22 protein-coding genes are annotated in these 25,976 nt (G+C 67.9%); 10 read left to right on the top strand and 12 right to left on the bottom strand.

The window, feature by feature from the left end; translation table 11 throughout:
• The first annotated feature begins 78 nt into the window (after positions 1–78).
• From sorA to AGI3411_RS21470, 3 genes are all read left to right on the top strand, one after another.
• Positions 79–1,314, top strand: a complete 1,236-nt coding sequence (sorA, locus tag AGI3411_RS21480; RefSeq protein ID WP_129529355.1) for a SorA family sulfite dehydrogenase catalytic subunit — start codon at positions 79–81, stop codon at positions 1,312–1,314.
• Positions 1,315–1,324: 10 nt separating this feature from the next.
• Positions 1,325–1,663 carry a SorB family sulfite dehydrogenase c-type cytochrome subunit gene (sorB, locus tag AGI3411_RS21475; protein ID WP_129529354.1) on the top strand — a complete coding sequence of 113 codons (339 nt, stop codon included), beginning with the start codon at positions 1,325–1,327 and terminating at the stop codon, positions 1,661–1,663.
• A 166-nt stretch (positions 1,664–1,829) separates the two neighbouring features.
• Positions 1,830–3,521 carry an MFS transporter gene (locus tag AGI3411_RS21470; RefSeq protein WP_129529353.1) on the top strand — a complete coding sequence of 564 codons (1,692 nt, stop codon included), beginning with the start codon at positions 1,830–1,832 and terminating at the stop codon, positions 3,519–3,521.
• 12 nt (positions 3,522–3,533) lie between these two features.
• Here AGI3411_RS21470 and AGI3411_RS21465 read toward each other — a convergent pair whose 3' ends face one another.
• The 3 genes from AGI3411_RS21465 to AGI3411_RS21455 are packed head-to-tail and all read right to left on the bottom strand — an operon-like array spanning position 3,534 to position 6,497.
• On the bottom strand, positions 3,534–4,268 hold the full coding sequence (locus AGI3411_RS21465) for a phosphoribosyltransferase (protein ID WP_129529352.1): 735 nt from the start codon (positions 4,266–4,268) through the stop codon (positions 3,534–3,536).
• A gap of 32 nt (positions 4,269–4,300) precedes the next feature.
• A complete protein-coding gene (locus AGI3411_RS21460; RefSeq protein WP_129529351.1) occupies positions 4,301–5,494 on the bottom strand; it encodes a M20 aminoacylase family protein in 1,194 nt (397 codons plus the stop codon).
• A gap of 19 nt (positions 5,495–5,513) precedes the next feature.
• Positions 5,514–6,497 carry a Bug family tripartite tricarboxylate transporter substrate binding protein gene (locus AGI3411_RS21455; protein WP_129529376.1) on the bottom strand — a complete coding sequence of 328 codons (984 nt, stop codon included), beginning with the start codon at positions 6,495–6,497 and terminating at the stop codon, positions 5,514–5,516.
• Between the two features lie 118 nt (positions 6,498–6,615).
• On the opposite strand from AGI3411_RS21455, the gene AGI3411_RS21450 reads away from it, so the two are divergent.
• Together AGI3411_RS21450 and AGI3411_RS21445 are read left to right on the top strand one after the other, a co-directional pair.
• Entirely contained in the window at positions 6,616–7,557 is a 942-nt protein-coding gene (locus AGI3411_RS21450; RefSeq protein ID WP_129529350.1) for a LysR family transcriptional regulator, read from the top strand.
• Positions 7,558–7,653: 96 nt separating this feature from the next.
• The gene (locus AGI3411_RS21445) at positions 7,654–9,063 is read left to right on the top strand and encodes an MFS transporter (RefSeq protein ID WP_129529349.1); all 1,410 of its coding nucleotides are present in this window, start codon (positions 7,654–7,656) and stop codon (positions 9,061–9,063) included.
• Between the two features lie 6 nt (positions 9,064–9,069).
• On the opposite strand, the gene AGI3411_RS21440 is transcribed toward AGI3411_RS21445, so the two are convergent.
• From AGI3411_RS21440 to hutC, 7 genes are all read right to left on the bottom strand, one after another.
• Positions 9,070–9,834: a carbon-nitrogen hydrolase family protein gene (locus AGI3411_RS21440; protein ID WP_129529348.1), complete on the bottom strand. Its 765-nt coding sequence runs from the start codon at positions 9,832–9,834 to the stop codon at positions 9,070–9,072.
• A gap of 135 nt (positions 9,835–9,969) precedes the next feature.
• Positions 9,970–11,187, bottom strand: coding sequence for an imidazolonepropionase (hutI, locus tag AGI3411_RS21435; protein WP_129529347.1), 1,218 nt, complete (start codon positions 11,185–11,187; stop codon positions 9,970–9,972).
• Between the two features lie 36 nt (positions 11,188–11,223).
• Positions 11,224–12,753, bottom strand: coding sequence for a histidine ammonia-lyase (gene hutH / locus AGI3411_RS21430; protein ID WP_129529346.1), 1,530 nt, complete (start codon positions 12,751–12,753; stop codon positions 11,224–11,226).
• 44 nt (positions 12,754–12,797) lie between these two features.
• Entirely contained in the window at positions 12,798–14,210 is a 1,413-nt protein-coding gene (locus AGI3411_RS21425; protein ID WP_129529345.1) for a purine-cytosine permease family protein, read from the bottom strand.
• Between the two features lie 81 nt (positions 14,211–14,291).
• The gene (gene hutU / locus AGI3411_RS21420; RefSeq protein ID WP_425265363.1) at positions 14,292–16,004 is read right to left on the bottom strand and encodes a urocanate hydratase; all 1,713 of its coding nucleotides are present in this window, start codon (positions 16,002–16,004) and stop codon (positions 14,292–14,294) included.
• Between the two features lie 182 nt (positions 16,005–16,186).
• Positions 16,187–16,789: a HutD/Ves family protein gene (locus AGI3411_RS21415; protein WP_129529343.1), complete on the bottom strand. Its 603-nt coding sequence runs from the start codon at positions 16,787–16,789 to the stop codon at positions 16,187–16,189.
• Positions 16,786–17,529, bottom strand: coding sequence for a histidine utilization repressor (hutC, locus tag AGI3411_RS21410; protein ID WP_279638353.1), 744 nt, complete (start codon positions 17,527–17,529; stop codon positions 16,786–16,788). The genes AGI3411_RS21415 and hutC overlap by 4 nt, the downstream gene beginning before the upstream one ends.
• A 148-nt stretch (positions 17,530–17,677) precedes the next feature.
• Here hutC and AGI3411_RS21405 point away from each other — a divergent pair, with 148 nt between their 5' ends.
• From AGI3411_RS21405 to AGI3411_RS21395, 3 genes are all read left to right on the top strand, one after another.
• Positions 17,678–17,968, top strand: a complete 291-nt coding sequence (locus tag AGI3411_RS21405) for a metal/formaldehyde-sensitive transcriptional repressor (RefSeq protein WP_129529342.1) — start codon at positions 17,678–17,680, stop codon at positions 17,966–17,968.
• 28 nt (positions 17,969–17,996) lie between these two features.
• Positions 17,997–19,106 carry an S-(hydroxymethyl)glutathione dehydrogenase/class III alcohol dehydrogenase gene (locus AGI3411_RS21400; protein ID WP_129529341.1) on the top strand — a complete coding sequence of 370 codons (1,110 nt, stop codon included), beginning with the start codon at positions 17,997–17,999 and terminating at the stop codon, positions 19,104–19,106.
• A gap of 180 nt (positions 19,107–19,286) precedes the next feature.
• Positions 19,287–21,233, top strand: coding sequence for a bifunctional metallophosphatase/5'-nucleotidase (locus tag AGI3411_RS21395; RefSeq protein ID WP_129529340.1), 1,947 nt, complete (start codon positions 19,287–19,289; stop codon positions 21,231–21,233).
• 45 nt (positions 21,234–21,278) lie between these two features.
• On the opposite strand, the gene AGI3411_RS21390 is transcribed toward AGI3411_RS21395, so the two are convergent.
• Entirely contained in the window at positions 21,279–22,424 is a 1,146-nt protein-coding gene (locus AGI3411_RS21390; protein WP_129529339.1) for a glycosyltransferase family 4 protein, read from the bottom strand.
• Positions 22,421–23,425 carry a hypothetical protein gene (locus tag AGI3411_RS21385; RefSeq protein WP_129529338.1) on the bottom strand — a complete coding sequence of 335 codons (1,005 nt, stop codon included), beginning with the start codon at positions 23,423–23,425 and terminating at the stop codon, positions 22,421–22,423. Before AGI3411_RS21385 ends, AGI3411_RS21390 begins: the two co-directional genes overlap by 4 nt.
• Before the next feature lie 476 nt (positions 23,426–23,901).
• Between AGI3411_RS21385 and panB the strand changes: the two genes are divergently transcribed.
• Together panB and AGI3411_RS21375 are read left to right on the top strand one after the other, a co-directional pair.
• Complete coding sequence (gene panB / locus AGI3411_RS21380) at positions 23,902–24,753, top strand: 3-methyl-2-oxobutanoate hydroxymethyltransferase (protein WP_129529337.1); 852 nt, start codon at positions 23,902–23,904, stop codon at positions 24,751–24,753.
• Between the two features lie 73 nt (positions 24,754–24,826).
• A complete protein-coding gene (locus AGI3411_RS21375; RefSeq protein ID WP_129529336.1) occupies positions 24,827–25,936 on the top strand; it encodes a YcjF family protein in 1,110 nt (369 codons plus the stop codon).
• The last annotated feature ends 40 nt before the right edge of the window (positions 25,937–25,976 follow it).

Raw genomic sequence — 25,976 nt, 5'->3', positions numbered from 1 at the left:
TTTGTCAGGCCGAGGCGCGTAGTCTCGTCTGCATGCGCCGCGGGGTAGGGCGTCCGATAAAAAAGAGGAGACACCAAGATGAGCACATTCGATGCGAATGGGCGCCGGCGCTTCCTGCGCCAGGCCTGTACCCTGGGCGCCACCAGCACGCTGGCCGGCCACACCCTGACGAGCCTGGCGGCGCCCGCCACCGTCACGCTGCCCTTCACCAATGGCGAGCGCGACCTGATCGCCTACCCGCAAAAGCGCCCGCTGATCCGGCAGACCTCCCGTCCGCCGCAACTGGAAACGCCGTTCTCGGTCTTCAACGAAAATGTCATCACGCCCAACGACGCGTTCTTCGTGCGCTACCACCTGGGCAATATCCCGACCGCCATCGATCTGAACACCTACCGCATCCGGGTAAGCGGGCAGGTCGACAAGCCGCTGGAGCTGTCGCTGTCCGACCTGAAAGAGCACTTCGGCAAGCCGGTGGAGCTGGTGGCGGTCACCCAATGTTCCGGCAACAGTCGCGGCTTCTTCATCCCTCGGGTGGGCGGCGGGCAATCGGGCAACGGCGCCATGGGGAACGCCCGCTGGGCCGGCATCCCGCTCAAGCGGATTCTTGAAAAAGCCGGCATCCGGCCTGACGCGCGGCAGGTCACCTTCGAGGGCACGGACCGTCCGGTGCTTCCCGGTACGCCGGAATTCGTCAAGGCGCTGGACACCGCCCACGCGATGGACGGCGAGGTCATGCTGGCCTACTCCATGAACGGCGCCGACCTGCCCATGCTCAACGGCTATCCCGTCCGGCTGGTCGTGCCCGGGTATTACGGCACCTACTGGGTCAAGCACCTGGCCGACATCAAGGTGCTGGACAAGGAGTTCGACGGATTCTGGATGCAGAAGGCCTATCGCATCCCGGACAACGATTGCGCCTGCACCCCGCCGGGCAAGGCGCCGGAGAAAACCCGCCCCATCGGGCGCTACAACGTGCGCAGCTTCATCACCAGCCTGACCGAAGGCGCACGGGTCGCCCAGGGCAAGCGCGTGCAGGTGCGGGGCATCGCTTTCGACGGCGGCAAGGGCATCCGCGACGTCCAGTTCTCGTCCGACGGCGGCAAGACCTGGCATGCCGCCACCCTGGGCAAGGACCTGGGCCGCTATTCCTTCCGCGAATGGCATGCCGACTTCACGCCCGGCACCGCCGGCGACTACGAGCTCAAGGTCCGCGCCACGAACATGGCGGGCGATACCCAGCCGCTCGATCCGCTCTGGAATCCGGCCGGCTACATGCGCAACGTGGTCGAAACCATCCGCGTCACTGCCGCCTGAGGAGCCCGCCATGACTCGCCACTATCGTCGCTGCGCGCTGGCGCTTGCCCTCGCCGCCGCCTGCCTGGCCCCCGCGGCCCAGGCCCTGGAGATCAAGCTCCCCCAGGAGACCGCCAAGCTGCGTTCCGGCACCACCCCCGGCGCCCAAGGCGCGTCCCTGTGCCTGATGTGCCATTCGGTGGATTATGTCTCGTCGCAACCGCCGATGCCGCTGGGCTTCTGGGATGCGGAGGTCAAGAAAATGATCGGCACCTACGGCGCCCCCATCCCCGCCGAACAGGTTCCCCTGATCGTCGAGTACCTGAATCAGGCCTATCCGCCCGCGTCCAGCGCCGCCGCCAAACCCTGACGCCGGACAGGCGCCGGGCAAGGCCTCCGGTCCCCGCGCCACGCGGCGGACCGGAGCGGATCCGGCCGCCTTCGCGCCGCGCTCCCTCCCGTCATCCGCTTAGGCGTACCATTACCCGACCCAGACAGCCCGCCGGGGCGCCTGCGCGCGCCTCGAACCCATCCCCATGCTGCAACCCGTTTCGGCCACGAACGACCTGCCCCCGGAAGCGCCGGCCGCCCCCGCCCCAGTCCTGCAGGTAAGCACGCTTTCCCCTTTCGCCTTCCCCGCGTTCCGCATCATCTGGATCGCCAATCTGTTCGCCAACCTGGGCACCTGGGCGCAGTCGGTCGCCGCCGCGTGGATCATTACCACCGAGCAGAGCAGCCCATTGATGGTCGCCATGATCCAGGTGGCCGCCGCGTTCCCGCTGGTGGCGCTGTCCATTCTGACCGGCGTGCTGGCCGACAATTACGACAGGCGCAAGGTCATGCTGACCGGCATGCTGCTGGAACTGGCGGGCGGCCTGTTCATCACCGTGCTCGCCTTCGCCGGGCTGCTGCATCCCATCACCCTGATCGCGTCGGTCTTCTGCATCGCGATCGGCAGCGCCATCGTTACGCCTGCCTGGCAGGCGGCGGTGGGCGAACAGGTGCCGCGCGCCCACGTCGGCAGCGCGGTGCTGCTGAACAGCGTCAATTTCAACGTGGCGCGCGCCGTGGGGCCGGCCATCGGCGGGCTGCTGCTGGGCGCCATGGGCGCGCCCTGGGTATTCCTGCTGAACTGCTTCTGCTATGGCAGCCTGATCTGGGCGATCTGGCGCTGGAAGCGCGATCTGCCCGAGCGCCGGCTGCCGCCCGAGGGCATCTTCGAAGGCGTGGTGGCCGCGCTGCGCTACACCCAGCATTCCACCGTCACCCGGGTCGTGATGCTGCGGTCCTTCGCCTTCGGCCTGTCGGCCAGCGCGCTGTGGGCGCTGTTGCCGTTGCTGGCGCACGAGCATGAAGGCGGCAGCGCCCTGCTGTACGGTTATATGCTGGGTGCGCTGGGCCTGGGCGCCATCCTCGGCAGCGCCGTGGTGCGCCGGGTGCAGGCAGCCTGGGGCGCCAGCGGCCTGGTCAGCGTCGCCGCCGGGCTGCTGGCCGCCTGCCTGCTCGCGCTCGGCCTGGCCGGATCGCTGTGGATCGCGTTTCCCGCGCTACTTCTGTCCGGCAGCTGCTGGATCGGCGTGCTGGCCACCTACAACACCACCGTCCAGATGCTGGTGCCCGACTGGATCAAGGCGCGCGCGCTGGCGCTGTACCAGACGGCCATCTTCGGCGGCCTGGCGGCGGGCTCCTTCATGTGGGGCCACTTCGCCGAAACCATGGGCGTCTCCGGCGCGCTGGCCGCCGCCGGCATCATGCTGGGCATTACGGTGGCGCTGCTGTACCGCTCGCGCCTGCCCGAGCAGGTGGACACGCAATCCCTGGCGCGCGCCGACAGCACCGAACCGGCGCTGGCCGCCGCGGGCTTCAATACCCAGCATGGTTCCGTGCTGGTGGCGGTGGAATACCAGATCGAGCGGGACAAGCTGTCCGCGCTGATCCTCGCGGCCCGCCCCCTGCGGCTCCTGCGCCTGCGCAACGGCGCGCAGCAGTGGCAGTTGTTCCGCGACCTGGAGCGTGACGGGATCTGGCGCGAGGTGTTCCTGGTGGAAAGCTGGATGCAATACCTGCGGATGATCGACCGCATGACGCTGGCGGACAAGATGGTGCTGGACAAAGTGCGCGCGCTGCACGCCGGCGACAAACCGCCCGTCGTGTCGCGCAACGTCAGCTACCTGGCGATGAACGAAGCACAGGGCTTTTCGCTGCGACGCGATCCCGAATCGCTGTAGCAGCGTATCCGGCTATGCCGTCTCCGGCGCCCACCCGCCTGCCACGCGGCGCATGCGGGGGGACTCGAACGCGCAGGCCACCGGTATCGGCGCGCCCTGCGCGTCCACGAGGCGCTCGCGCCAGCGCTCGCCCTGGCACATGGCCACGACGATGCCCGCCACCTCGGCGCCGCAGCGGGCCAGCAGCTCCAGCGCGGAGACCATTGTCTGCCCAGTGCTGACGGCGTCGTCCACCACCAGCACCCGGCGGCCGGCCAAGCTCTCCGCGAGGTTCGGGTCCACGTACAGCAGCTTGCCGGCGTCCGGCGTCGTCAGCGAACGCACCGGCACCGCCAGGCGCTCGTCGTACCAATACTTGCGCGAGTAGCCGAAGGGCACATAACGCGTGAATCCGAGCCCGCGCGCCACCATGGGCGCGAAAGCCAGGCCCAGCGTGGGCAGGCCCACCACCATTTCGGCACCGAAGGCGCGCGCCCGCTCGGCCATGAAGCCCGCCAGCGCATCGACCACGTCCAGCCCCGCATGGTTGGCGATCAGCGAGGCCACGCAGCGCTCCGGATCGCCAGGCACGCCGCGCAGCGGCAGCACCAGGTAGCGGCCGTCCGGCAGCCTCGCGGGATAGCCGCGGGCATAGGGCGGATTCAGCGGCACGGATAGCGCGTCGGCGCCGACGATCTCCTGCCAGTAGCCTGTGGTGGCGTCGAACGCCGGCGCGCCGGCGGATGTCGAGTGTTGAGGAACAGTCATGCGTTGCGGATGGAACGGCGAAAAGCGGCGGATCAGCGCGCGCCGGCGGCCAGGTAGGCTTCCGCCAGCGTCACCCAGTAGCTGGCCGTGACCGGCAGGATGCCATCGTTGAAATCGTAGTCGGGGTTGTGCACCATGCAGCCGCCTTCGCCCTCGCCGTTGCCGACGATGAAGTAGCTGCCCGGCACCGCCTCCAGCATGAAGGCGAAATCGTCGCTGGCCTGCAGGGGCTCGAGGTCGGGAATCAGCAGGCCCTCACCGAGCCAGCCGCGTGCCACGTCCGCCGCGAACTGCGTGGCGCCGCGGTCGTTGACCACGGGCGGATAGCGCCAGCGGTAGTCGACCTCGACGGTGGCGCGGTGCACCGCCGCCTGCGCGGTGGCGATCGCCGTGATGCGCTCGCGCAGCAGCGCGCGCGTCTCCGGCCGGCGCGCGCGCACCGTCAGCCGCAGCTCCACCGTCTTGGGAATCACGTTGGGCGCGTCGCCCCCATGGATGGCGCCGATGGTCACCACCGCCATGTCGTTGGGGTCGACCTCGCGCGAGACGATGGTCTGCAGGGCCAGCACGATGCTGGCCGCGGCCACGATGGGGTCCACCGCCACGTGCGGCATTGCGCCGTGGCCGCCCACGCCGCTGACCGTCAGCACCACAGTATCGGACGAGCTGTACATCACGCCGGAACGGAAACCGAAATGGCCCACCGGATAGCCCGGCTCGTTGTGGAAGCTGTAGACGGCATCGCAGGGAAAGCGCTCGAACAGGCCGTCGGCGATCATCTTCTGCGCGCCCCCATGGCCCTCCTCGGCCGGCTGAAAAATCAGGTGCAGCGTACCATCGAAGCGGCCGCGCTCGGCCAGGGCGCGGGCGGCGGCAAGCAAGGTGGCGGTATGGCCGTCATGGCCGCAGGCATGCATCTTCCCCGGGTTCCGGCTGGCGTACGGCAGGCCGGTGGTCTCGTGGATGGGCAGGGCGTCCATGTCGGCCCGCAAGCCCAGCCGGCGCTGGCCGCTGCCCAGCCGCAAGGTGCCCACTACGCCGGTCACGCCCAGGCCCCGGTGCACCTCGTAGCCCCACTCCGCCAGCTGTTGCGCCACCAGGTCGCCGGTATCGACCTCTTCGTAGGCCAACTCGGGGTTGGCGTGGATGCGGCGGCGCAGGGCCACCATTTCGTCCTGGATGGCCTGGATTTCGGGCAGCACGGGGCTGCTTGCGGGAATGTTCATGGCGTTGGCGTCCTCGGGCTCATTCCTGCTGGATGTCGGCGCTCTTCACGATGTGGCCGTACAGGGCTTTTTCCTTCTTCAGGAACTCCGCGAATTCCTGGGGCGTGCCCCGGCCGGGGATGGCGCCGCCTTCGGCCAGGCGCTTCTGCACATCCTCCAGCTTCAGCACGGCGTTCAATTCCTGGTTGAGCCGCCCCACCACGGCGGGATCCGTGCCCGCCGGCGCGAAGACGCCCGTCCAGGTATTCAGTTCAAAACCCTTGAGCTCGGGCGTCTCGCCGAACGCCTGCACGTCCGGCAGCGTGTCGACGCGCTTGGCCGAGGTGACTCCCAGCGCATGCAGCTTCTTCTGCTGCACCAACGGCGTGGCGCTGGTGGTCACCAGCAGGCCCAGGTCCACCTGACCGCCCATGACGTCGTTGGTGATCTGCGCGCCCCCGCGATAGGGCACGTGCACCAGCTTGACCTTGGCCTGGTCCTGCATCACCTCCATCGCCAGATGCAGCACGGTGCCCACGCCCGACGAGGCGTAGGTCAGCGTGTCGGGCTTCGCCCGCGCCAGCGCGATGAGCTCGCCCATGTCCCGCGCGGGCAAGCCGGGGCGGGCCAGCAGCACGACGGGCGCGGTGGTCACCAGGGCGACCGGCTCCAGATCCGTTTCGGCGTCGTACTTCACGGCGGAATTGATCAGGCGGGCCACGCTGATGGGGCCGTCGAAGCCCATCACCAGCGTGTAGCCATCGGGCCTGGCATGCGCGGCCTTCGCCACGCCCAGCACTCCGCCCGCGCCCGCCACGTTATCCACGATGACGGATTGCTTGAGCCGGTCCGCCAGTTTCTGCGCCACCAGCCGGGCGGTGGTATCGACGTTGCCGCCGGGGCTGAACGGCACGATCAGGGTCAAGGGCCGGGCTTCGGGCCAGGCGGCTTCGGCGGCCATGGCCGGAGCGGCGCACAGCGCAGCCGCCAGCGCGGAGACGGACAGGAACAAACGTTTGAACATGGCGGGAACGGTCGAATGCGCGCGCGCAGCGGGCGCGAAGAAGGGCGACGGCGCCATCCTACGCAGATCCTGGTAATAACTGAAATGTTATATTTTTATAGATTCATCAGGTAAATCTATGACCAAGCCTCCTCTGCCCGACAGCGTGTCCGTCCCGGCGCGCCAGCCCACGCTGCGGCAGTTGCGCGGCTTCAAGGAAGTGGCCCGCCACGCCAGCTTCAGCCGCGCCGCCCAGGCGCTGGCGCTGAGCCAGCCCGCCCTCTCCGCCGCCATCCGCGAGCTGGAGGCGCTGATGGGCGTGGCGCTGTTCGAACGCAGCACCCACCACGTGCGGCTGACGCCCGCGGGCCTTGCCGCCCGCGCCCAGATCGAATGGCTGCTCAACAGCTACACCCAGGGCGCCGAAGACCTGCGGCGCCTACTGGACACCCAGTCAGCAACCGTACGCATCGGTTGCATCCCGTCCACCATGCACCTGCTCGCTCCGGTAGTGGCCCAATGGCGCCAGCGCCATCCGGACATCGCGCTGATCCTCAGCGACCATCTCAACGACGAGCTGATGGCCGCGCTGGGCAATGGCGAACTGGATATCGGGCTGGGCCTGGACTTCGGCCTCACGCCCGGCCTGGCCGCCGCCTTCGTGGCGGAAGACGATCTGGTGGCCGTGCTGGCCGGCACCCACCGCCTTGCGCGGCGCCAGGCGCTGACCTGGCAGGAACTGAAGTCCGAACCGCTGGCCGTGCTGTCGCGCGGCAGCACCTACGAAATGATCGTGTCCACGCTGCGCCAGCAGGGCTCGGACCTGGCCGCGACCGACACCCTGAACTACACCGACACGCTGTACAGCCTGGTGCGGGCCGGCCTGCGCGTAGGGCTGATCTCGCGGCTGTACACGCAAGGCCAGCGCCAGGACGGCCTGGCCATTGTGCCCTTGCAGCGCCCGCGGCTCACGCGGCGCATCTGCCTGATGGCGCGCGCGCCGGAACAGCAGGCGCGCGCGGCAGTGCGGCGCTGCTACGCCGAACTGGCCGAGCGGCTGCGCGTCCACAACGTGGAATAAGCGGACGGCGTCCGCGGGGCCCGTCTCCCGTGCCGTAGAATCGACGGTCACGATTCTCGGTCCGCAACGCGGACGCCTCGCGGCGCAGCCTGTCACATGTTCACGTTCTCCCACAATACCGTTTATCCGGCCGGCGTCGGCCTGCCGGCATCGGAACGCCTGGGCGCGCTCCTGGCCGTCATGCTGGCGCTGTGCATGGCCAGCCTGGACACCGCCATCGCCAACACGGCGCTGCCCACCATTGCGCGGGACCTCGGAGCCAACGACGCGGAATCCATCTGGGTCATCAGCGGCTACCAGCTGGCCATGGTGGCGGGCCTGCTGCCCGCCGCGGCGCTGGGCGAGATCCTGGGCCATCGCCGCGTCTATATCGTGGGCCTGGTCCTGTACACCATGACGTCGCTGACCAGCGGCCTGGCCCCCTCGCTGCCCACCCTGGTGGCGTCGCGGATCCTGCAGGGCCTGGGCGCGGCCGGCGTCATGAGCGTCAACGGCGCGCTGCTGCGCTTCATCTATCCTTCCCACCTGCTGGGCCGCGGACTGGGCCTGAACGCCATGGTGGTGGGCCTGTCCTTCGCGGCTGGCCCCACCGTCGCGTCGGCCATCCTCCTGCTGGGGAACTGGCACTGGCTGTTCCTGATGAATGTGCCCGTCGGCGTCATGTGCGCGGTCTTGGCCCTGCGCGGCCTGCCCAAAACGACGCGCGCGCCGCATGGTTTCGACGGCCTGGCCGCGGCGCTGTGCGCCCTGACGCTGGGCCTGTTCGTGCTGGGAACCAATGAGCTGGCGCACGGCGCCCCCCTGCCGCGCGTGACGCTGGAATGGGGCGTCGCCGCGGCCAGCCTGTTCCTGCTGATGCGCAGGCAGGCCGGGCATCCCGCGCCCATCCTGGCCGTCGACCTGCTGCGCCGGCCCTTGTTCGCTCTGTCCGCCGCCACCGCGATTTGCGCCTTCGCGGCCCAGGCGCTGGCATTCGTGTCCTTGCCCTTCCTGTTGCAGACCACGCTGGGCTACACCCAGGTGGAAACAGGCTTTCTGATCACGCCCTGGCCGGTGGTGGTGGCTTTCATGGCGCCGATCGCCGGGCGCCTGTCCGACCATTATCCCGCGGGCATGCTGGGCGGCGTGGGGCTGGCGCTGATGGCCCTGGGCATGGCGCTGCTGGCGATGATGCCCGCCGACCCGCCCATCTGGGACATCTGCTGGCGCATGGCCGTCTGCGGCGCCGGATTCGGCTTCTTTCAATCGCCCAATCTGCGCGCCATCATGATGTCGGCGCCGGCCTCGCGGGCGGGCGGCGCCAGCGGCATGATCGGCACCGTGCGCCTGCTCGGACAGGCGTCGGGCGCGGCCCTGGTGGCCGCCTGTTTCAATGTGTCCAGCACGCAGGGCGCGGTCGCCGCGCTGTGGCTCGGCGGCCTGTGCGCCGCGCTGGCCTGTGCCGCCAGCTTTTCAAGGCTGCGCTTCGACGCCTCGGAGCCCGTGCAGGCGCGGTGCGTGCGCTAAGGGCCGCTACTCGCGCACGTAGCAGGGGTACTGCGATTGCTGCGCCCGCGCACGCGCGGGGTCCACGTCGACCACGACGATCGCCTCGGCATCCGTGGATGCCGCCAGCGGCTCGCCGCCAGGCTGGAAGGCGAACGCATAGCCGCCGAACACCTGCCCGTCCGCCGTGCGTCCGGCTCGGTTCGAGCTGACCACATAACAGCCGGACACCAGCGCCGCCATGGCGCCGGCCGTCAGCCAGCGCCCGGTCGACGGCCCACTGGCGCGCGGCACCACGATCAATTCCGCCCCGTCCCGCCCGTAGCGCCGCGAGCGTTCGTTGAACATCAGCTCAGTGCATAGCTGCACGCCCAGGCGGATGCCCCCCACCTCGAACACCTCGAAGCCCTCCATGGCGGGCTCGAACCAGGTCGCCTCGAAATAGCCGGGCTCCTGCGGAAAGTACTGCTTGTGGTGCAGCCTGGTGTAGCGCCCGCCCTCGAGGGCGTAGGCCTCGTTGGCCAGACGCTTGCCCGCCGGCACCGGGCGGGAAGACACGATGGCCGGCACGTTCAGCGCCGCCAGGGCCTCCAGCCCCGCCTCGTGGATCCGCAACGACTCGGCGGCCCGCGCGGCGTCATAAGTGGACGAAGCCGCCAGCCAGGAGCCGAAAGGCATCTCGCTGGTGACCAGCAGGTCGGGCGCCAGTTCGCCGATGCGCTCGGCCATGCCTTCCCACGCGGCGCCTTCCGGCGTCAGGTCTACAGGGCTTTCCATCATGCAGACACGCATGCGTTCTCCTTGGACGATGTGCTCGCCCGGCAGCGGGCGCATTGGAGCCACATCGTAGAACGCCTCGCCCGGCCCGGGCGCGCCCGGACGCCACCTGGTCCTTTTTGGACGCACATTGGTCCGAATCCGCCGCAATCAATCCCGTCGCGGCGCGCCCGCATCTTCCGCGTGCCGGATGACGCGCTTGGGCAGGTCCCCGCCTATCCAATAAGCCAGTTCCGACGGGTGGCCGATTTCCCATGCCACGAAGTCCGCGGCCCGCCCGGGCGCCAGTTCCCCGTGCGTACCTTGCAGCCCCAGCGCCCGCGCCGCATGCACGGTCGCGCCGGCCAACGCCTCTTCAGGCGTCATCCTGAACAGGGTGCAGGCCATGCTCAGCATCAACCGCAAGGACAGCACGGGCGAGGTTCCCGGATTCAGGTCAGTGGAAATGGCGATGGGCACGCCGTGCCGGCGCAAGAGCTCGATCGGAGGCGGTTGCGTTTCGCGCAGGGCATAGAACGCGCCCGGCAGCAATACCGCGACAGTGCCTGCCCTGGCCATCGCCAGCACGTCGCTTTCGGTCAGGTATTCCAGGTGGTCCGCCGACAGCGCGCCATAGCGCGTCGCCAGCGTGGCGCCATGCAGCGAAGACAACTGTTCGGCATGCAGCTTGACCGGCAGGCCGAGTTGCCGGGCGGCCTGGAACACGCGTTCGACCTGCTCGGGGGAGAACGCGAGGTGCTCGCAGAAGGCATCGACGGCGTCGATCAGGCCTTCGGCCGCCAGCACCGGCAACATGCGCTGCGCCACCTCGTGGATATAGTCGTCCGCGCGCCCGGCGAACTCGGGCGGCAGCGCGTGCGCAGCCAGGCAGGTGGCCCGGACCGTCACGGGCAAGGTCTGCCCCAGCCGCCTGGCCACCCGCAGCATTTTGCGCTCGTTCGGCAGGTCCAGCCCGTAACCCGACTTCACTTCCAGCGTGGTCACGCCGTCGCGAAGCAGGTGCAAGGCTCGTTCGCGCGCGCTGGCGTAAAGCTCGTTTTCCGACGCGGCGCGCGTAGCGCGCACCGTGCTGGCGATGCCGCCGCCCTGCGCCGCGATCGTGGCGTAGTCCACGCCCTGCAGCCGCTGCTCGAACTCCAGGCTGCGGTTGCCGCCAAACACCAGATGCGTATGGCAATCGATCAGCCCGGGCGTGACCCACGCCCCGCCAAGATCGTGCTCCCGCGCCGCCTCTACCGCCGGCAATGCCGCCTCCGGGCCGATCCATTCGATGCGATCGTCCAGGGTCACGATGGCGGCGCGCTCGATCGCCGAATAGGCGCCCCGCGTCATCGTTGCGGCGTGGAAATTACGCCATAGCTGTCTCATGTCGTCTCCTTGAAGGCGCGCCTCGCGTCAAGCCGGTCAAAGGCTGGGCAGCAGGCCGGCGGGCATCAGGCCATTCAAGGCCTGCTCGGCGATCAGGCCGCTGGCCGCCGCGATGTCGGGAGCGAAGAAGCGGTCTTCCTCGTAGTGCGGCACTTGCTCGCGCAGAATGCTGCGCGCCTTCTCGAGCCGAGGCGATGTCTTCAAGCCTACGCGGAAATCCAGGCCCTGGCAGGCGCCCAGCCATTCGATCGCCAGGATGTCGCGCACATTCTCTGCCATGGCCCATAGCCGCTTGCCGGCATTGGGCGCCATCGACACATGGTCTTCCTGGTTGGCGGACGTCGGCATGCTGTCCACGCTGGCCGGATGGGCCAGCGCCTTGTTGTCGCTCGCAAGCGCCGCCGCCGTGACCTGCGCGATCATGAACCCGGAATTGACGCCTCCCCGGCTGACCAGGAACGGCGGCAACTGCGACATGTGCTTGTCCATCATCAATGCGATGCGGCGTTCGGACAGCGCGCCGATCTCGGCCAGCGCCAGCGCCAGGTTGTCCGCGGCCAGCGCCACGGGTTCGGCATGGAAGTTGCCGCCCGAAATCACGTCGCCCTGCTCCACGAACACCAGGGGGTTGTCCGACACCGCGTTCGACTCGATCCGCAGCACCTCGGCCACGTGGCGGATCTGCGTGAGGCAGGCGCCCATCACCTGGGGCTGGCAGCGCAAGGAATACGGGTCCTGCACTTTTCCGCAATCCATGTGCGAATGGCCGACTTCGCTGTCTTCGCCCAGCAGGTCGCGGAATACCGCCGCCACGGCGATCTGGCCCGGCTGGCCGCGCGCGTCATGAATGCGCGCATCGAAAGGCACGCGCGACCCCAGCATGGCCTCGACGCTCAGGCTGCCGCAGACCAGGCCGGCCGCCATCATGTCTTCGGCCTCGAACAGGCCGCGCAAGGCGTATGCCGTGGAAACCTGCGTGCCGTTGAGCAGGGCCAGGCCTTCCTTGGCCTCCAACGTCAACGGCGCCAGCCCCGCGCGCGCCAGCGCCTCTCCGGCGGGCAGCCATTCGCCCTGGAAACGGGCGCGGCTTTCGCCCAGAAGCACCAGCGACATATGCGCCAGGGGCGCCAGGTCTCCTGACGCGCCCACAGAACCCTTCAAGGGGATGTGCGGATACACGCCCGCGTTCACCAGCGCGATCAGATGGTCAATCACGCGGCGGCGGATACCGGAGCAGCCACGCGCCAGGCTGTTGATCTTCAGCACCATGATCAGCCGGACCATGGCGTCGTCCAGCGCCTCGCCCACGCCGGCGGCGTGGGACCGCACCAGCGAGGTCTGCAGGGCCTCCAGGTCTTCGCGCGCGATCTTCGTCGAGGCCAGCAGGCCGAAGCCGGTATTGATGCCGTACACCGTGCGGCCCTCGGCGATGATGCGTTCGACGGTCGCCACGCTGTCATCGATGGCGCCGGCGGCACTGGCGTCCAGGGCCAGGCGCACGGGCTGTTGATATACGCGCCGCAGGTCGGACAGTGTCATGTGTCCGGGCTTCAAGTGCAGATCCATTCTGTATCTCCCATGCCGGTTCTCCGGCGTCATGCCATTCTTTTTCAAGCGGTCTTGTGCGCAGGCTTGCGGACCCCGGGCCTAGCGTCGCGGCGGGCAAACAGGTAGTAGAGGATGCTCGGAACGATCAATCCGATGATCCATGAAATATCCACGCCGCCCAGGCGCTCCACCATCGGTCCCGTGTAAAGCTTGGTCGAAATGAAGGGCATCTGCACCAGCACGCCGAACGTATAGACCAGGATGCCGGGCAGGTTCCAGCGGCCATAACGCCCGTCCGGGTCCGACAGCGCGGGCACGTCGTAGCGTTCACGGCTGACGAAGTAGTAATCCACCAGATTGACCGCGCTCCACGGAGTGAAGAATGCGAGCAGGAACAGGATGAAGGACTTGAAGGCGTTCAGGAAGGAATGCTGGCCCACCAAGGCCACGGCCGTCGCCACGCCCACGATCAGCACCACGGCCGCCGCGCGCTGCCAGCGCGTGATCTCGACCGAACCGCGAAAACCGCTGATGACGGTTGCGATGCACATGAAGCTGCCGTAGGAGTTCAGCGTGGAGATCGTGACCTTGCCGAACGCGATGCTGAAGTACAGCAGCGCCGCCATCGTCCCCGTGCCGCCCAGGCCGACGATGTACGCCACCTCGCGGCCCGCGAACTGGCCGGCGGACATCGCGGCGGCCAGCACGCCCAGCACCATCGCGATCTGCGCGCCGATGACCGATCCCAGCCCCACCGCCAGGAACGTCTTCACCGGCGACGTCGAACTGGGCAGGTAGCGCGAGTAGTCGGCCACATAGGGGCCATAGGCGATCTGCCACGAAGCCGCCAGCGACACCGCCAGCAGGAACGAGCTCCAGCTGAAATGCCGGATCTGCAGGAGCTGGGCGACGTCGCCCACCGCGATCACGCGGCTGAACAGATAGACGAACGCGATAATTCCCAGCACCGTCGCGGCCCGGCCGATGATGTGGATCACCCGGTAGCCGAACAGCGTGGCCAGGATGATGACGGCCGCGAAAATCAGGATGCCGGCGGTGTCGCTGACGCCGAACAGCTGGCCCAGCGCCTGCCCCGACAGCACCGTGCCCGTGGCGGTGAAGCCCAGGTACATCAGGCACACGAGCACGATGGGAATCGCCGCCCCGTACACGCCGAACTGCACGCGGCTGGATATCATCTGCGGCAGCCCCAGCCTGGGGCCTTGCACCGCGTGCAGCGCCATCACGGCGCCGCCCAGCACCTGGCCGATGAACAGGCCGATCAGCGACCAGAACACGTCGCCGCCCAGCACCACTGCGAGCGCACCGGTAACGATGGCGGTGATTTGCAGATTGGCGCCCATCCACAGCGTGAACTGGCTGTAGAGCTTGCCGTGCCGTTCAGATTCAGGAATGTGGTCAATGGAACGCCGCTCCAGAAGCGGCGCGGACCCCGTCTCGTTGCCCAAAGCCATTGCATTGCCCCGAAATTGGCGCGGGGATCGCGGCTTGCGGCCGCCCCCGCCCCGGTTAGCGAAATGGTGTTGCGCGCCCGCTCAGCGCGAACCCGTGACCATGGGAAGATTCAGGCCTTGTTCCTTGGCGCATTCGATTGCGATGTCGTATCCGGCATCCGCATGGCGCATGACGCCCGTGCCCGGATCATTGGTCAGCACGCGGGCGATGCGCTCGGCGGCCTCGTCCGTGCCGTCGCACACGATCACCATCCCCGAGTGCTGCGAAAAACCCATGCCGACCCCGCCCCCGTGATGCAGCGAAACCCAGGTCGCGCCGCTGGCGGTATTCAGCAATGCATTGAGCAGAGGCCAATCGGAGACCGCGTCCGAGCCGTCGCGCATGGATTCGGTTTCGCGGTTGGGACTGGCGACCGAACCGGAATCCAGGTGGTCGCGCCCGATGACGATCGGGGCCGACAGTTCGCCCGTGCGCACCATTTCGTTGAAGGCCAGGCCCAGCTTGGCGCGCTCACCCAGGCCCACCCAGCAGATGCGCGCCGGCAGGCCCTGGAAACTGATGCGTTCGCGCGCCATGCTCAGCCAGTGATGCAGGTGCGCATCGCCGGGGATCAGCTCCTTGACCTTGGCGTCCGTCTTGTAGATGTCTTGCGGGTCGCCGGACAGCGCGGCCCAACGGAACGGCCCTACGCCGCGGCAGAACAGCGGCCGGATGTAGGCCGGCACGAAGCCCGGGAAATCGAAGGCGTCGCTCACTCCTTCTTCCTTGGCCATCTGGCGGATGTTGTTGCCGTAGTCGAACGTGGGGATGCCCTGGCGCTTGAAGGCCAGCATGGCCCGCACATGGACCGCCATCGACTGCTTGGCGGCCTTGACGACGGCGGCGGGCTCGCGCTGCGCGCGGGCGCGATAGTCGTCCCAGGTCCAGCCGGCAGGCAGGTATCCGTTCAGCGGATCGTGCGCGCTGGTCTGGTCGGTGACCATGTCCGGTTTGACACCCCGGCGCACCAGTTCGGGCAGGATGTCGGCCGCGTTGGCGCACAGCGCGATGGAGACCGCGCGGCCTTCCCCCGTGTACTTGGCGATGCGCGCCAGCGCGTCGTCCAGGTCCGCGGCCTGCTCATCGACGTAGCGGGTGCGCAGGCGGAAGTCGATCCGGCTTTGCTGGCATTCGATATTCAGGGACGAGGCGCCCGCCATCGTGGCCGCCAGCGGCTGGGCTCCGCCCATGCCCCCCAGGCCGGCCGTCAGCACCCAGCGGCCCTTGAGGTCGCCGCCATAGTGCTGACGCCCCGCCTCGACAAAGGTCTCGTAGGTGCCTTGCACGATGCCCTGGCTGCCGATGTAGATCCAGCTGCCGGCAGTCATCTGGCCGTACATCGCCAGGCCCTTGGCGTCCAATTCGTTGAAGTGTTCCCAGTTGGCCCAGTTGGGCACCAGGTTGGAGTTCGCGATCAGCACGCGCGGCGCGTTGGCGTGGGTCTTGAATACGCCTACCGGCTTGCCCGATTGCACCAGCAGGGTTTCGTCGCTGTTCAGTTCCTTGAGGGTCTCGACGATCTTCTCGTAGCACTCCCAGTTGCGGGCGGCGCGGCCGATGCCGCCGTACACCACCAGTTCCTTGGGGTTCTCCGCCACGTCCGGATCCAGATTGTTCATCAGCATGCGCAAGGGGGCTTCCGTCAGCCAGTTCTTGGCGGTCAGTTGGTTGCCGCGCGGCGCGCGGATGACGACATCACGATATCGGGTCGGTTGGTCCAAGACAGTCTCCTTGATCGGTTCTTCCGCGGGCATGCGAAATGCGCGGCGCTTGTCCGAATCATAGGTCTCCTATGCTTGTATATACAAGATAGTAAAACCAAATTTCGCTAAGGGATTTCCCTCAAGAATGGCGCCGCAACGGCAGACGGCCCGGTGATCGCGGGCCGCAAGGGAATGCAGGGGATTGCCGCGGCCGGAGGGCCGCGGCGGGCGGGTTAGCCCGCGCGGGGAGAGAGCTCGATCACGCAGGCGTCCAGCGCGCCCGCGCCATCCAGGCGGTACTCGGCGAGGCCGCCCCGTTCTTCGAGATGCAGGCAGTCGTACTGCCCGGGCAGGTCATGCGCCACGCCATTCGCCCATACCGTCAGGGCGCTGCCCGCGTTCAGGACCAGCACCGTGCGCGCGGCGCTGTGGAAGGCCCACGGGCCGGCCCCGGCCGCCCATTGAAATCGGGCCGCATAGCGTGCCGGCGCGTAGATCAGGTTGAAGTCCCGGATCGGGCCGCCCGCCAGGCGGCAATGGACCGGCGCATCGCCGGAAAACGCATACGCCTGGCGCGGGGCCAGCGGTGGCTGCTCGCGTCCGTCCACGGTGAGCTGGATACCTTGCCCTTCCAGCACGGTGATGATGCGCTGATACCCCGAAAACGTGGAGAATCCGCCATCCTGGGCCACCTCCGCGATGGACAGCCGCCAGTCGAACGCGGCGCTGCTGCCGCCAGGATTGCAGGCGACTTCCTGTGTGGTGCCTCCGCCGTTGCGCCACGGCATGCGGGGATAATCGGCCGCACGGTACAGCCGGACGTCGCGGTGAATCATGTGGTGAATTTCCCTTCCAGACGGTGGCGCGAGCCGGGGTGGATCAAGCGGGCCAGCGTAACGACACGTTCCCCCGACCACGTGCGGCGGCGGATCAGCAGGCAAGGCTCCTCGCGCTCGATCTGCAACAGCTGGCATTCGCGCGGTTTGGCCAGAATGGCCTCGACGACGTGTTCGCCCTCGCTCAGCGGCGCGACGCGCGTCAGGTACTCGTACGGCGTGCTGCGCGCAAAATCCTGCTGGAGATAGTCGGGCGCCAGTTTCACGTTGACATAGCGGTCTTCCAGTTGGATCGGCACGTCGTCCTCGAAGTGGACGATGACCGAGTGGAACACCGGCTGCCCGGCGCGGATCTCCAGCGCCTGCGCCTGCTCCGCGCCGGCCGGCTCTTCGGCCAGGCGCACAACGCGGCTGTGGTGGCGGTGATTGCGGGCCGCGATCTCGTCCGCGATGTTGTTGACGGCAAACAGCGCCGACCGCGCCTTGGGCTGTGCGACAAACGTGCCCACGCCCTGCATGCGCACCAGCAGCCCTTCGGCGGTCAGCTCGCGCAGCGCGCGGTTGATCGTCATGCGGCTGAAACCCAGCTCATCGACCAGTTCGCTTTCCGACGGCACGCGATAGTGCGCCGGCCAGGCACCGGTGCGGATCTGCTGCGCGATCATCTGCTTGACCTGGGCATAGAGCGGAGCGGGCAAGGCATTGGTCTGAACGGGCAATTTCGGAGGGGAAGAGGCCACGGGAGATCCTGTAATTGGCCGCGAGTCGGCGGAAACGAAGAATTTTAAGTATAGACAGGTACAGATAAGGCGTGGATTTTTGCAGGAAAGTGGACGGCGCGCGCCGGATTTCTTATACTCCCCCCCTGTATGTTTTTCGGAGCCTGCCGTGCCGCACTCGCCGGAAGAGAAAAAAAGGGTGGTTACCCGCCTGCGCCGTATCCAGGGGCAGGCGTTAGCATTGGAGCGCGCGGTCAATGAAGGCACCGAGTGCGGCGCGCTGCTGCAACAGCTGGCCGCCTTGCGCGGCGCCGCCACCGGCCTGATGGCCGAAGTGCTCGAGAGCCATCTCCGGGAAACCTTTCTGCAATCCGCCCAGGGCGGGCCGCAAGCCGCCAGCATCAACCCGGAAGCCGAGGTTGAACAGCTGATGCGCATCGTCCGTTCCTATTTGAAGTAACGCCACCTGACACTCGTGGAGCAAAGCTATGAAATCACGCGCAGCAGTCGCATTCGGACCCGGCAAGCCGCTGGAAATCGTTGAAATCGACGTCGCGCCCCCGCAGCGCGGCGAAGTGCTGGTACAGATCACGCACACCGGTGTCTGCCACACGGATGCCTTCACCCTCAGCGGCGACGATCCGGAAGGCCTGTTCCCGGCCGTGCTGGGCCATGAAGGCGCCGGCGTCGTGGTCGAGGTCGGCGAAGGCGTGACGTCGCTGAAGCCGGGCGACCACGTCATTCCGCTCTACACCGCGGAATGTCGCGAGTGCAAGTTCTGCCTGTCCGGCAAGACCAACCTGTGCCAGAAGGTGCGCGCCACGCAGGGCAAGGGCGTCATGCCGGACGGCACCTCGCGCTTCAGCTACGAAGGCAAGCCGCTGTACCACTACATGGGCTGCTCGACGTTCAGCGAGTACACCGTCGTCAACGAAATCTCGCTGGCCAAGATCAACCCGGCCGCCCCCCACGAAAAGGTGTGCCTGCTGGGCTGCGGCGTCACCACGGGCCTGGGTGCCGTGCACAACACCGCCAAGGTCAAGGAAGGCGATACCGTCGCCGTGTTCGGCCTGGGCGGCATCGGCCTGGCCGTGATCCAGGGCGCCGTGCAAGCCAAGGCCGGCCGCATCATCGCCGTGGACACCAACCCCAACAAGTTCGTGCTGGCCAGCGCCATGGGCGCCACCGACTGCATCAACCCCAAGGACCACGACAAGCCGATCCAGGACGTCATCGTCGAAATGACCGACGGCGGCGTGGACTTCTCGTTCGAATGCATCGGCAATGTGCACGTCATGCGCGCCGCGCTGGAATGCTGCCACAAGGGTTGGGGCGAAAGCGTCATCATCGGCGTGGCGGGCGCGGGGCAGGAGATCAGCACCCGGCCGTTCCAGCTGGTCACGGGCCGCGTCTGGCGCGGTTCCGCCTTCGGCGGCGTCAAGGGCCGCACGCAATTGCCGGGCATGGTGGAAGACGCCATGAGCGGCAAGATCGACCTCGACCCGTTCGTGACGCACACCCTGCCGCTGGAGCGCATCAACGAAGCCTTCGACCTGATGCATGACGGCAAGTCGATCCGCACGGTGATCCACTACTGAGCCGCAGCCCCCCGCTGAACGCGGGCGAGTCCAGGGGCCCGGCGCGCATCGCGCCGGGCCCCTGGCGTTTCATGACAATCGCGCGACCCGTCTTCCGCGCGAATGACAATCCTGTCATTCATTTCCGCGTCATCTTGACCCGCGACCATTCGTCCTCCAATAACAGAGGGATACACGCGAATGAGCACGTGGAAGAGGAACGCAGGCGCGGCGATGCTGAGCGCGCTGGCGCTGTTGGCCGGCTGCGGCGGCAGCGATGACGACGACACACCGGTCAGCCCCGCGCCCGAGCAGCCCCAGCAGCCGGCGCCGGAACAGCCGGCGCCGGCCCGTCCGATGGAACTGACGATCCTGCACATCAACGATCATCACTCCAACCTGGACAGCAAGAAGAAAACCCTGACGCTCAAGGCCGCCAGTGGCGCGCCGTTGGCCGTGAGCGTGGACGCCGGCGGCTTTCCCCGCGTGACCGGCGCGATCGGCGCCCTGGCCGCGCAATCGGCCAACGTGCTCAAGCTGCACGCGGGCGACGCTACCACCGGCACCCTCTACTTCAACCGCGCGGGCGAGCCCGGCGAAGCCGACGCCGCGCTGATGAACACCGTGTGCTTCGACGCGATGACGCTGGGCAACCACGAGTTCGATAAAGGCGACGGCGGCCTGAAACGGTTCATCGAGCTGCTACATTCGGGCACTTGCCAGACGCCCGTGCTAAGCGCCAACGTCGCTTTCGGCGCCGACTCGCCGCTGAACCCCTCGCGCGCGCCCGGCATGGTCCAGCCTTCCGTGGTGCTGCAGCGGGACGGCCAGCCGATCGGGCTCGTCGGCCTGACCATCGCCAACAAGACCCAGCAGTCCTCCAGCCCGGACCCCGGCACGCTGTTCTCGGACGAGACCGCCGCCGCGCAACAGCAGATCGACGCCCTGCGCGCGCAGGGCGTGAACAAGATCGTCGTGATGAGCCACATCGGCTATGACTACGACAGGCAGGTCATCGCGCGCCTGAGCGGCGTGGACGTGGTCGTGGGCGGGGATTCCCACACCCTGCTGGGTCCCGACGCCATGGCGGACTATGGCGTGGGTTCGCCCGCCGGCGCCTACCCCACCGTGCTCCAGGACAAGGACGGCAAGCGCGTCTGCCTGGTGCAGGCCTGGGAGTACTCGCAGGTGGTCGGCGAACTGAAAGTGAGCTTCGACGCGAATGGCGACGTCACGGCCTGCGCCGGCACGCCGCACGTGCTGATGGGCGGAGCGCTCAGCGTCGCGGGCGCCCCGCCGGCCGCCGCCGATGAAGCAGCGATCCTGGCGGACGTTCAGGCCAGCGGCTTCCTGCGCGTGCAGGAGCCCAACGCCCAGGCCACGGCCGTGCTGCAGCCGTTCAAGGCCAAGGTCGACACCTTCAGCGCCAGCGTGGTTGCGTCCGTCCCGCAGGAACTGTGCTCCCGCCGCGTGCCGGGCGGCCCCGGATCTCGCGACTACAGCCGCTCCAGCGCCGCCTGCAACACCCCGGGCAATGTCAGCCTGCACGGCGGCGACATCCAGCAGCTCGTCGCCCAGGCCTACCTGGACGTGGCCAACGCCAATTACGGCGGCGCGGACATCTCCCTGCAAAGCGGCGGCGGCGTGCGTGTGCCGCTGCTGGGCAACGTGACCGCGGCCAACGTGATCGAAGTGGTTCCCTTCGGCAACATGCTCTGGCGCCTGGAAGTCACCGGCGCCGAGGTCAAGGACATGCTGGAGGATGGCATGCAGGCCGTCTACGGACCCGGCGGTTCGACCGGCCCGTATCCCTACGCGGGCGGGTTGCGCTGGGACGTGAACGCCGCCCAGCCGCAAGGTAGCCGCGTGTCGGGCATCGAGGTGCTGGACCAGGCCAGCGGCAACTGGCTGCCACTGGATGCCAGCCGCCGCTACCGGCTCTTCGTCCTGAGCTTCAATGCCACCGGCGGCGACGGCTACAAGACCCTGGCCAATGTTCCCGCCGACCGCCGGCAGGACATCGGGGTGCTGGACGCCGACGTCCTGCAGGCCTACATCGACAAGCAGGCCAAGGACGCCGTCAGCGGCCTGCCGGTGCTGAACCTGCTGCCTGTCAGCCTGTACAGCACGAAGACGTACAGCGAGTAGCGGCCCGAAGCGGCGGCGCCGGGTCGGAGAGGCCCCGCCGCCGCGTCAGGACGTCAGCCGCAGGCGGTAGGGCTGCTGCGCGTGTCCTTCGCGGTAGACGCTTTCGGTCTTGCCGACGAACGCCGCCAGCGAGAACTCCTTCAACGCCGTGCTGCGCGCCTCTTCGCCCATCCTGCCCAGGACGTCCGGGTTCGCCAGGATCTTCGACAGGGCCTGGACCACGCTGTCCACCGACGCCGGGGGCACCACCCAGCCATCGCGGCCGTCGGTGACGTTCTCGGTCAGCCCGCCCACCTCGCTGACGATCACCGGCTTGCCGGCGGCCATCATTTCGCGGCACGCGAACGAAATCGTCTCCAGTTTCGACGACAGCACGAAGCCCACGTCCAGCGCGGACAGGAATGGCCGCACATCGCCCAGCAGACCCGTGAACACCACCTGGTCGGACATGCCCAGCTCGGCGACGCGCTGCATCTGTTCGGCATCCGGCAGCTTGCCGGCGATCAGGATCACCACCTGCCGGCGCTGCTGCGCCGGCAACTGCGCCACGGCCGCCACCATGTCCAGCCAGTTCTTGTACACCGCGGTCCCGGCGTTGCTGCCGATGACGAGCCTGCCCTGCATGCCCTCGGGCAGCAGGCTGTCGCGCGCCAGGGCCGCCTGGCCGCGCGTGGCGGGGCGGCATTTTTCCGTATCGACGCCGTTGTGCACCACCCGCAGGTCTTCGTTGCGGAACACGGATTGCTTCATGCGGCGAAACGTGTGGCTGCACACGCAGATGACGCGATTCGTGCCCCACTTGGCGCGCACGCGCGCGCCCAGGCTCGTCGCGCTGCGGTCCGTATGCTGCGTATAGACGATGAACGGGCGCCGGGCGCCCATGCCCATGGTCGCCAGCATGCACAACCGGTGATCCGCCGAACCATTGACGTGGACCACGTCGAACTGCTCGTCGCGCAGCAGGGCCCGCAGGCGGCGCAGCGCGCGGAGCTGTTCCAGCGGCCGGCCCTTGAACTCCAGCGGGATCGTGCGCACGCCTGGCAGAGCGCCCGCTTCCGCCAGGAGACGGCTGCTCGCGGGCGCGGCGACGGTCACCTGCGACTTGTGGCAGAGAATGCGCGCCAGCGACATCACATAGGTCGTGTGGCCGCCGCCATCGCCTTGATGGAAATTGGTGTAAAGAATTTTCATGGGTTCACTTCCACAATCGTTTGCGGATCCGCCTCCCGCGACAGCAGGCAGCTCCAATGGCGTTTTTCGAACACGTCGCCGCCCAGCCGGCTGGCGGGAGACAGGTTGTAGACCTTGACCCCGCGTGCGCTAAGCAGCCTCCCGGCTTGCCGGAATGCGGGTTCGATGTGTCCCGAAAACTGCCTGTCCAGCGCGGTCGGCAATTGCGACGCCGCGCTTTCATAGAATCGGGGCCCCGCGGCGGCCGTCAGGTCCAGGCCGTGCAGGTAAACGGTTTTCGCGCCCAGCCACGCCAGCAGTTGCAAGGACGTGTAGGCCACGGTCCCGCCGCCGAACAGGCCACGCGGCGGATCCAGGCTGAAGCCGTGCGCGTGCACGGGGTGGCGCGCGTCGAACAGCACCAGCCCGGGGTCCGTGGCCAATTGGGCCTCCAACTCTTCAGGGCGCGCCCGCGGCCGTAAGGCGCGCTGGTGCACTTCTTCGAACAAGGCGATACGGCAGCGCACGGCCTGGCTGTCGAACAGGAACGCGATCCAGCGGTAGACCTCGGGCGTGACGAACAGCGTCAGGTCCTGCGCCAGCACCTCCGCCACCAGGTCGCGGCGACGCTTGACGAAGCCGGCGTCCAGCATCGCGTAGTAATCGAAACACAGCGAGGGCCGCTGGCGCCGCAACGCGATAGAGCCGTTGACGCCCATCACCGCGCCCAGCCGGCAGCGCGCGTAATCGATCTGGGCCACCGAGGGGCCGCTGAGGATCAGGTGCGCATCGCCGTCAATGGCGCGCGCCAGCTGCTCGAGCGGCGTCGTGGCCGGGCCACGCACGCCGCGGAGTTCGCATCCGGCCAGCCGCCCGCCCGCATCGCGCCGCACCTTCACGAAAGGCCACAGCGTTTCATTGTGCCGATACGCCTGGGGCCGCGTGTAGCGATAAAAATAGCGCAGGCCCTTGGTCAACGGGCGCGAACGCAGCAAGCGGGGAATGAGCCCAAAATTAGGCATGAACAATGTTGCGTGTATGCCGCAAAGAACTTGACGAGCGGCAAATTCTACGCAGCCAGCCCCGCGCAAACGCGAATGAAACCATTGAGATGTAACGCTTTCACGCCCGCAATAACGTGTCCCCAAATTGTGTGGAAAATCGCGGCGCCGTTGGCGGGCGCGCCTTGCGGGCAACCCTTCCCATAGCGCACGGCATGCCCGATGGGGTGCCTGCATACCGGCCCAGATACACCATCAAGGCGCCACCCCGGCATGGCTGCCGCAACACCTTCGATTACGTTTTGCCGCAAAGATTAGCTTTCGTTTCCCACCCTGGCACGCTTTGACGGCGGCCTGGGGCCGCCGGCGTTCCGCTACGATGCGGGTACCGGCGAGGCGGCCCCGAGGGGCGCGCACCTGGAGGGGCACGGGTCCGGCGCGCATGCGCGCCCCGGCTCCGGCGCAAGCCCTGGAACCCTGGATAGAAGAGGAATTCGATGTCTACGACCGCCACCCTGGCCGCTGCCGCGGCTACCGCCAGCACGCCCCGGACGAGCGTCCCCGCGTTCCGGGCCCGCAAGCGCCAGGAGCCGCTGGTGATGCTCACCGCCTACACGGCGCGCATGGCAGAACTGCTGGACCCGCACTGCGACGCCTTGCTCGTGGGCGACAGCCTGGCGCAGACCATCTACGGCCTGCCGTCCACCGTGCCGGTCACGCTGGACATGATGATCGCGCACGGCGCCGCCGTGGTGCGCGGCTCGCGGCGCGCGCTGATCGTCGTGGACATGCCCTTCGGCAGCTACGAGGAAAGCCCCGAACAGGCCTTCCGCTCGGCCGCGCGCGTCATGAAGGAAACCGGCGCGGGCGCGGTCAAACTGGAAGGCGGGCAAAGCATGGCGCCGACGGTCGCCTACCTGTCGGCCCGCGGCATCCCGGTCATGGGCCATGTGGGCCTGACCCCGCAGGCCGTCAATATCCTTGGCGGGTACGGCGCGCGCGGCCGGGGCGAGGCGGAATACGCCCGCATCGCCGCCGACGCGGCCGCGGTGGCGGACGCCGGCGCGTTCTCGCTGGTTATCGAAGGCGTCGTCGAGCCCCTGGCCGCGTCGATCACGGACGCCGTCGCCTGCCCGACCATCGGCATCGGCGCATCCGCCCGCTGCGACGGCCAGGTGCTGGTAGTGGACGACATGCTGGGCATGTTCGACCGCACAGCGCGCTTCGTGAAACGCTACGACGACCTTGCCGGCCGCATCCAGCAGGCAGCGCAGGGCTATGCCACGGAAGTGAAGGCGCGGACGTTTCCCGATTCCGCCCATCTCTACGGCGTGCCCGGCGGGGCCTGACCCTCGCGGCCGTGCCTTTGCCCCGCGCATTTCTGGCTAGAATCGTCCCCATGCCCTCCTACGCACACATCTCATGAGCACGCCCCGCAACGACCCTCTGCAGTTGCAGGACGCGATCGCGGACGCCATCAGCACCGCGACGCGCGGTGCGGGCCGCGTGAACATCCTGGTCGCGGGCAAGACCGGCGTGGGTAAAAGCACGCTGATCAACGCCGTGTTCCGCGGCGACCTGGCCAAGACCGGCGCGGGCAAGCCGGTCACGCAGTCCACCCAGGAATTCACCAAAGCCGGACACCCGCTCACCATCATCGATACCCGCGGCCTTGAAGTCGGCGACTACGAGCGCTCGCGCCGGCAGCTGGCCGACCTGATCCAGGAACGTTCCGCGTCCGACGACCAGGACAGGCATCTGCACGTGGCTTGGCTCTGCATCCAGGACAGCAGCCATCGCGTCGAAGACGCGGAGATCGAACTGTGCGACATGCTGTCCAACGCCGGCATCCCGGTGGTGGCGGTGCTGACCAAGGCGCGCAAGAACAGCGCCTTCGCGGACGAGGCGCGCAAGCTACTGCCGCGCGCCAAACAGGTGGTGGCGGTGCGCGCGCTGCCGGAATGGATCGAGGAACTGGACGCCGAACTGCCGCCCATGGGCCTGGACAAGCTCATCGAAGTCACGGCGCTGCATATCCCCGAGTCGCAGCAGCGGGCGTACGCCAACGCCCTGTCCACCCGCAACAAAAAGGCCCTGGAAGTAAAAAAAAAGCGGGCTGAGATAGAAGTCAACGTAGCCGCCGGGCTGGCCGCGTCGGCTGCCGCCGCCCCCATTCCGTTCTCGGACGCGTTTGCGCTGGTGCCCATCCAGGTCGGCATGATCGCCAAGATCGGCATCACCTTCGGCATGGAACTGGACACCGCCGCGATCACCACGCTGGTGACCTCCACGCTGGGCGCGTCCGCCGCCACGCTGATCGGGCGTTCGGTCGTCTCCGGCCTCCTGAAATTCATCCCCGGCGCAGGCAGCGCCGTGGGCGGAACCATCGCCGCCACCACCGCCGGCGCCATCACCAAACTGCTGGGCAATGCCTATGTGGCGGTGCTGTACGACTTCTGCCTGAAGCACCCTGGCAAGGACATCGACATCGCCATGATCGCGGCGGCCCTGAAGCAGCGCGTCAGCTTCTGAGCGGCGTCCGCCGGATCTATACTTTTCCCATCGTCCCGGT

It is taken from the genome of Achromobacter agilis, from assembly GCF_900496965.1.
In the GTDB taxonomy this organism is placed as follows: domain Bacteria; phylum Pseudomonadota; class Gammaproteobacteria; order Burkholderiales; family Burkholderiaceae_B; genus Achromobacter; species Achromobacter agilis.
The sequence above is the reverse complement of the archived record's forward strand: the minus strand, read 5'-3'. Positions and strand labels throughout refer to the sequence as shown.

Bases quoted from the DNA above. Each gene is read 5' to 3' on its own strand.
- AGI3411_RS21440 (WP_129529348.1), bottom strand. From the start codon at position 9,834: ATGCGTGTCTGCATGATGGAAAGCCCTGTAGACCTGACGCCGGAAGGC.
- hutH (WP_129529346.1), bottom strand. From the start codon at position 12,753: ATGGATCTGCACTTGAAGCCCGGACACATGACACTGTCCGACCTGCGG.
- AGI3411_RS21455 (WP_129529376.1), bottom strand. From the start codon at position 6,497: ATGTTCAAACGTTTGTTCCTGTCCGTCTCCGCGCTGGCGGCTGCGCTG.
- AGI3411_RS21465 (WP_129529352.1), bottom strand. From the start codon at position 4,268: ATGACTGTTCCTCAACACTCGACATCCGCCGGCGCGCCGGCGTTCGAC.
- AGI3411_RS21390 (WP_129529339.1), bottom strand. From the start codon at position 22,424: ATGAAAATTCTTTACACCAATTTCCATCAAGGCGATGGCGGCGGCCAC.
- sorA (WP_129529355.1), top strand. From the start codon at position 79: ATGAGCACATTCGATGCGAATGGGCGCCGGCGCTTCCTGCGCCAGGCC.
- sorB (WP_129529354.1), top strand. From the start codon at position 1,325: ATGACTCGCCACTATCGTCGCTGCGCGCTGGCGCTTGCCCTCGCCGCC.
- AGI3411_RS21460 (WP_129529351.1), bottom strand. From the start codon at position 5,494: ATGAACATTCCCGCAAGCAGCCCCGTGCTGCCCGAAATCCAGGCCATC.
- AGI3411_RS21400 (WP_129529341.1), top strand. From the start codon at position 17,997: ATGAAATCACGCGCAGCAGTCGCATTCGGACCCGGCAAGCCGCTGGAA.
- hutU (WP_425265363.1), bottom strand. From the start codon at position 16,004: ATGCCCGCGGAAGAACCGATCAAGGAGACTGTCTTGGACCAACCGACC.
- AGI3411_RS21470 (WP_129529353.1), top strand. From the start codon at position 1,830: ATGCTGCAACCCGTTTCGGCCACGAACGACCTGCCCCCGGAAGCGCCG.
- AGI3411_RS21450 (WP_129529350.1), top strand. From the start codon at position 6,616: ATGACCAAGCCTCCTCTGCCCGACAGCGTGTCCGTCCCGGCGCGCCAG.
- AGI3411_RS21415 (WP_129529343.1), bottom strand. From the start codon at position 16,789: ATGATTCACCGCGACGTCCGGCTGTACCGTGCGGCCGATTATCCCCGC.
- panB (WP_129529337.1), top strand. From the start codon at position 23,902: ATGTCTACGACCGCCACCCTGGCCGCTGCCGCGGCTACCGCCAGCACG.
- AGI3411_RS21445 (WP_129529349.1), top strand. From the start codon at position 7,654: ATGTTCACGTTCTCCCACAATACCGTTTATCCGGCCGGCGTCGGCCTG.
- AGI3411_RS21425 (WP_129529345.1), bottom strand. From the start codon at position 14,210: ATGGCTTTGGGCAACGAGACGGGGTCCGCGCCGCTTCTGGAGCGGCGT.
- hutI (WP_129529347.1), bottom strand. From the start codon at position 11,187: ATGAGACAGCTATGGCGTAATTTCCACGCCGCAACGATGACGCGGGGC.
- AGI3411_RS21395 (WP_129529340.1), top strand. From the start codon at position 19,287: ATGAGCACGTGGAAGAGGAACGCAGGCGCGGCGATGCTGAGCGCGCTG.
- AGI3411_RS21385 (WP_129529338.1), bottom strand. From the start codon at position 23,425: ATGCCTAATTTTGGGCTCATTCCCCGCTTGCTGCGTTCGCGCCCGTTG.
- AGI3411_RS21375 (WP_129529336.1), top strand. From the start codon at position 24,827: ATGAGCACGCCCCGCAACGACCCTCTGCAGTTGCAGGACGCGATCGCG.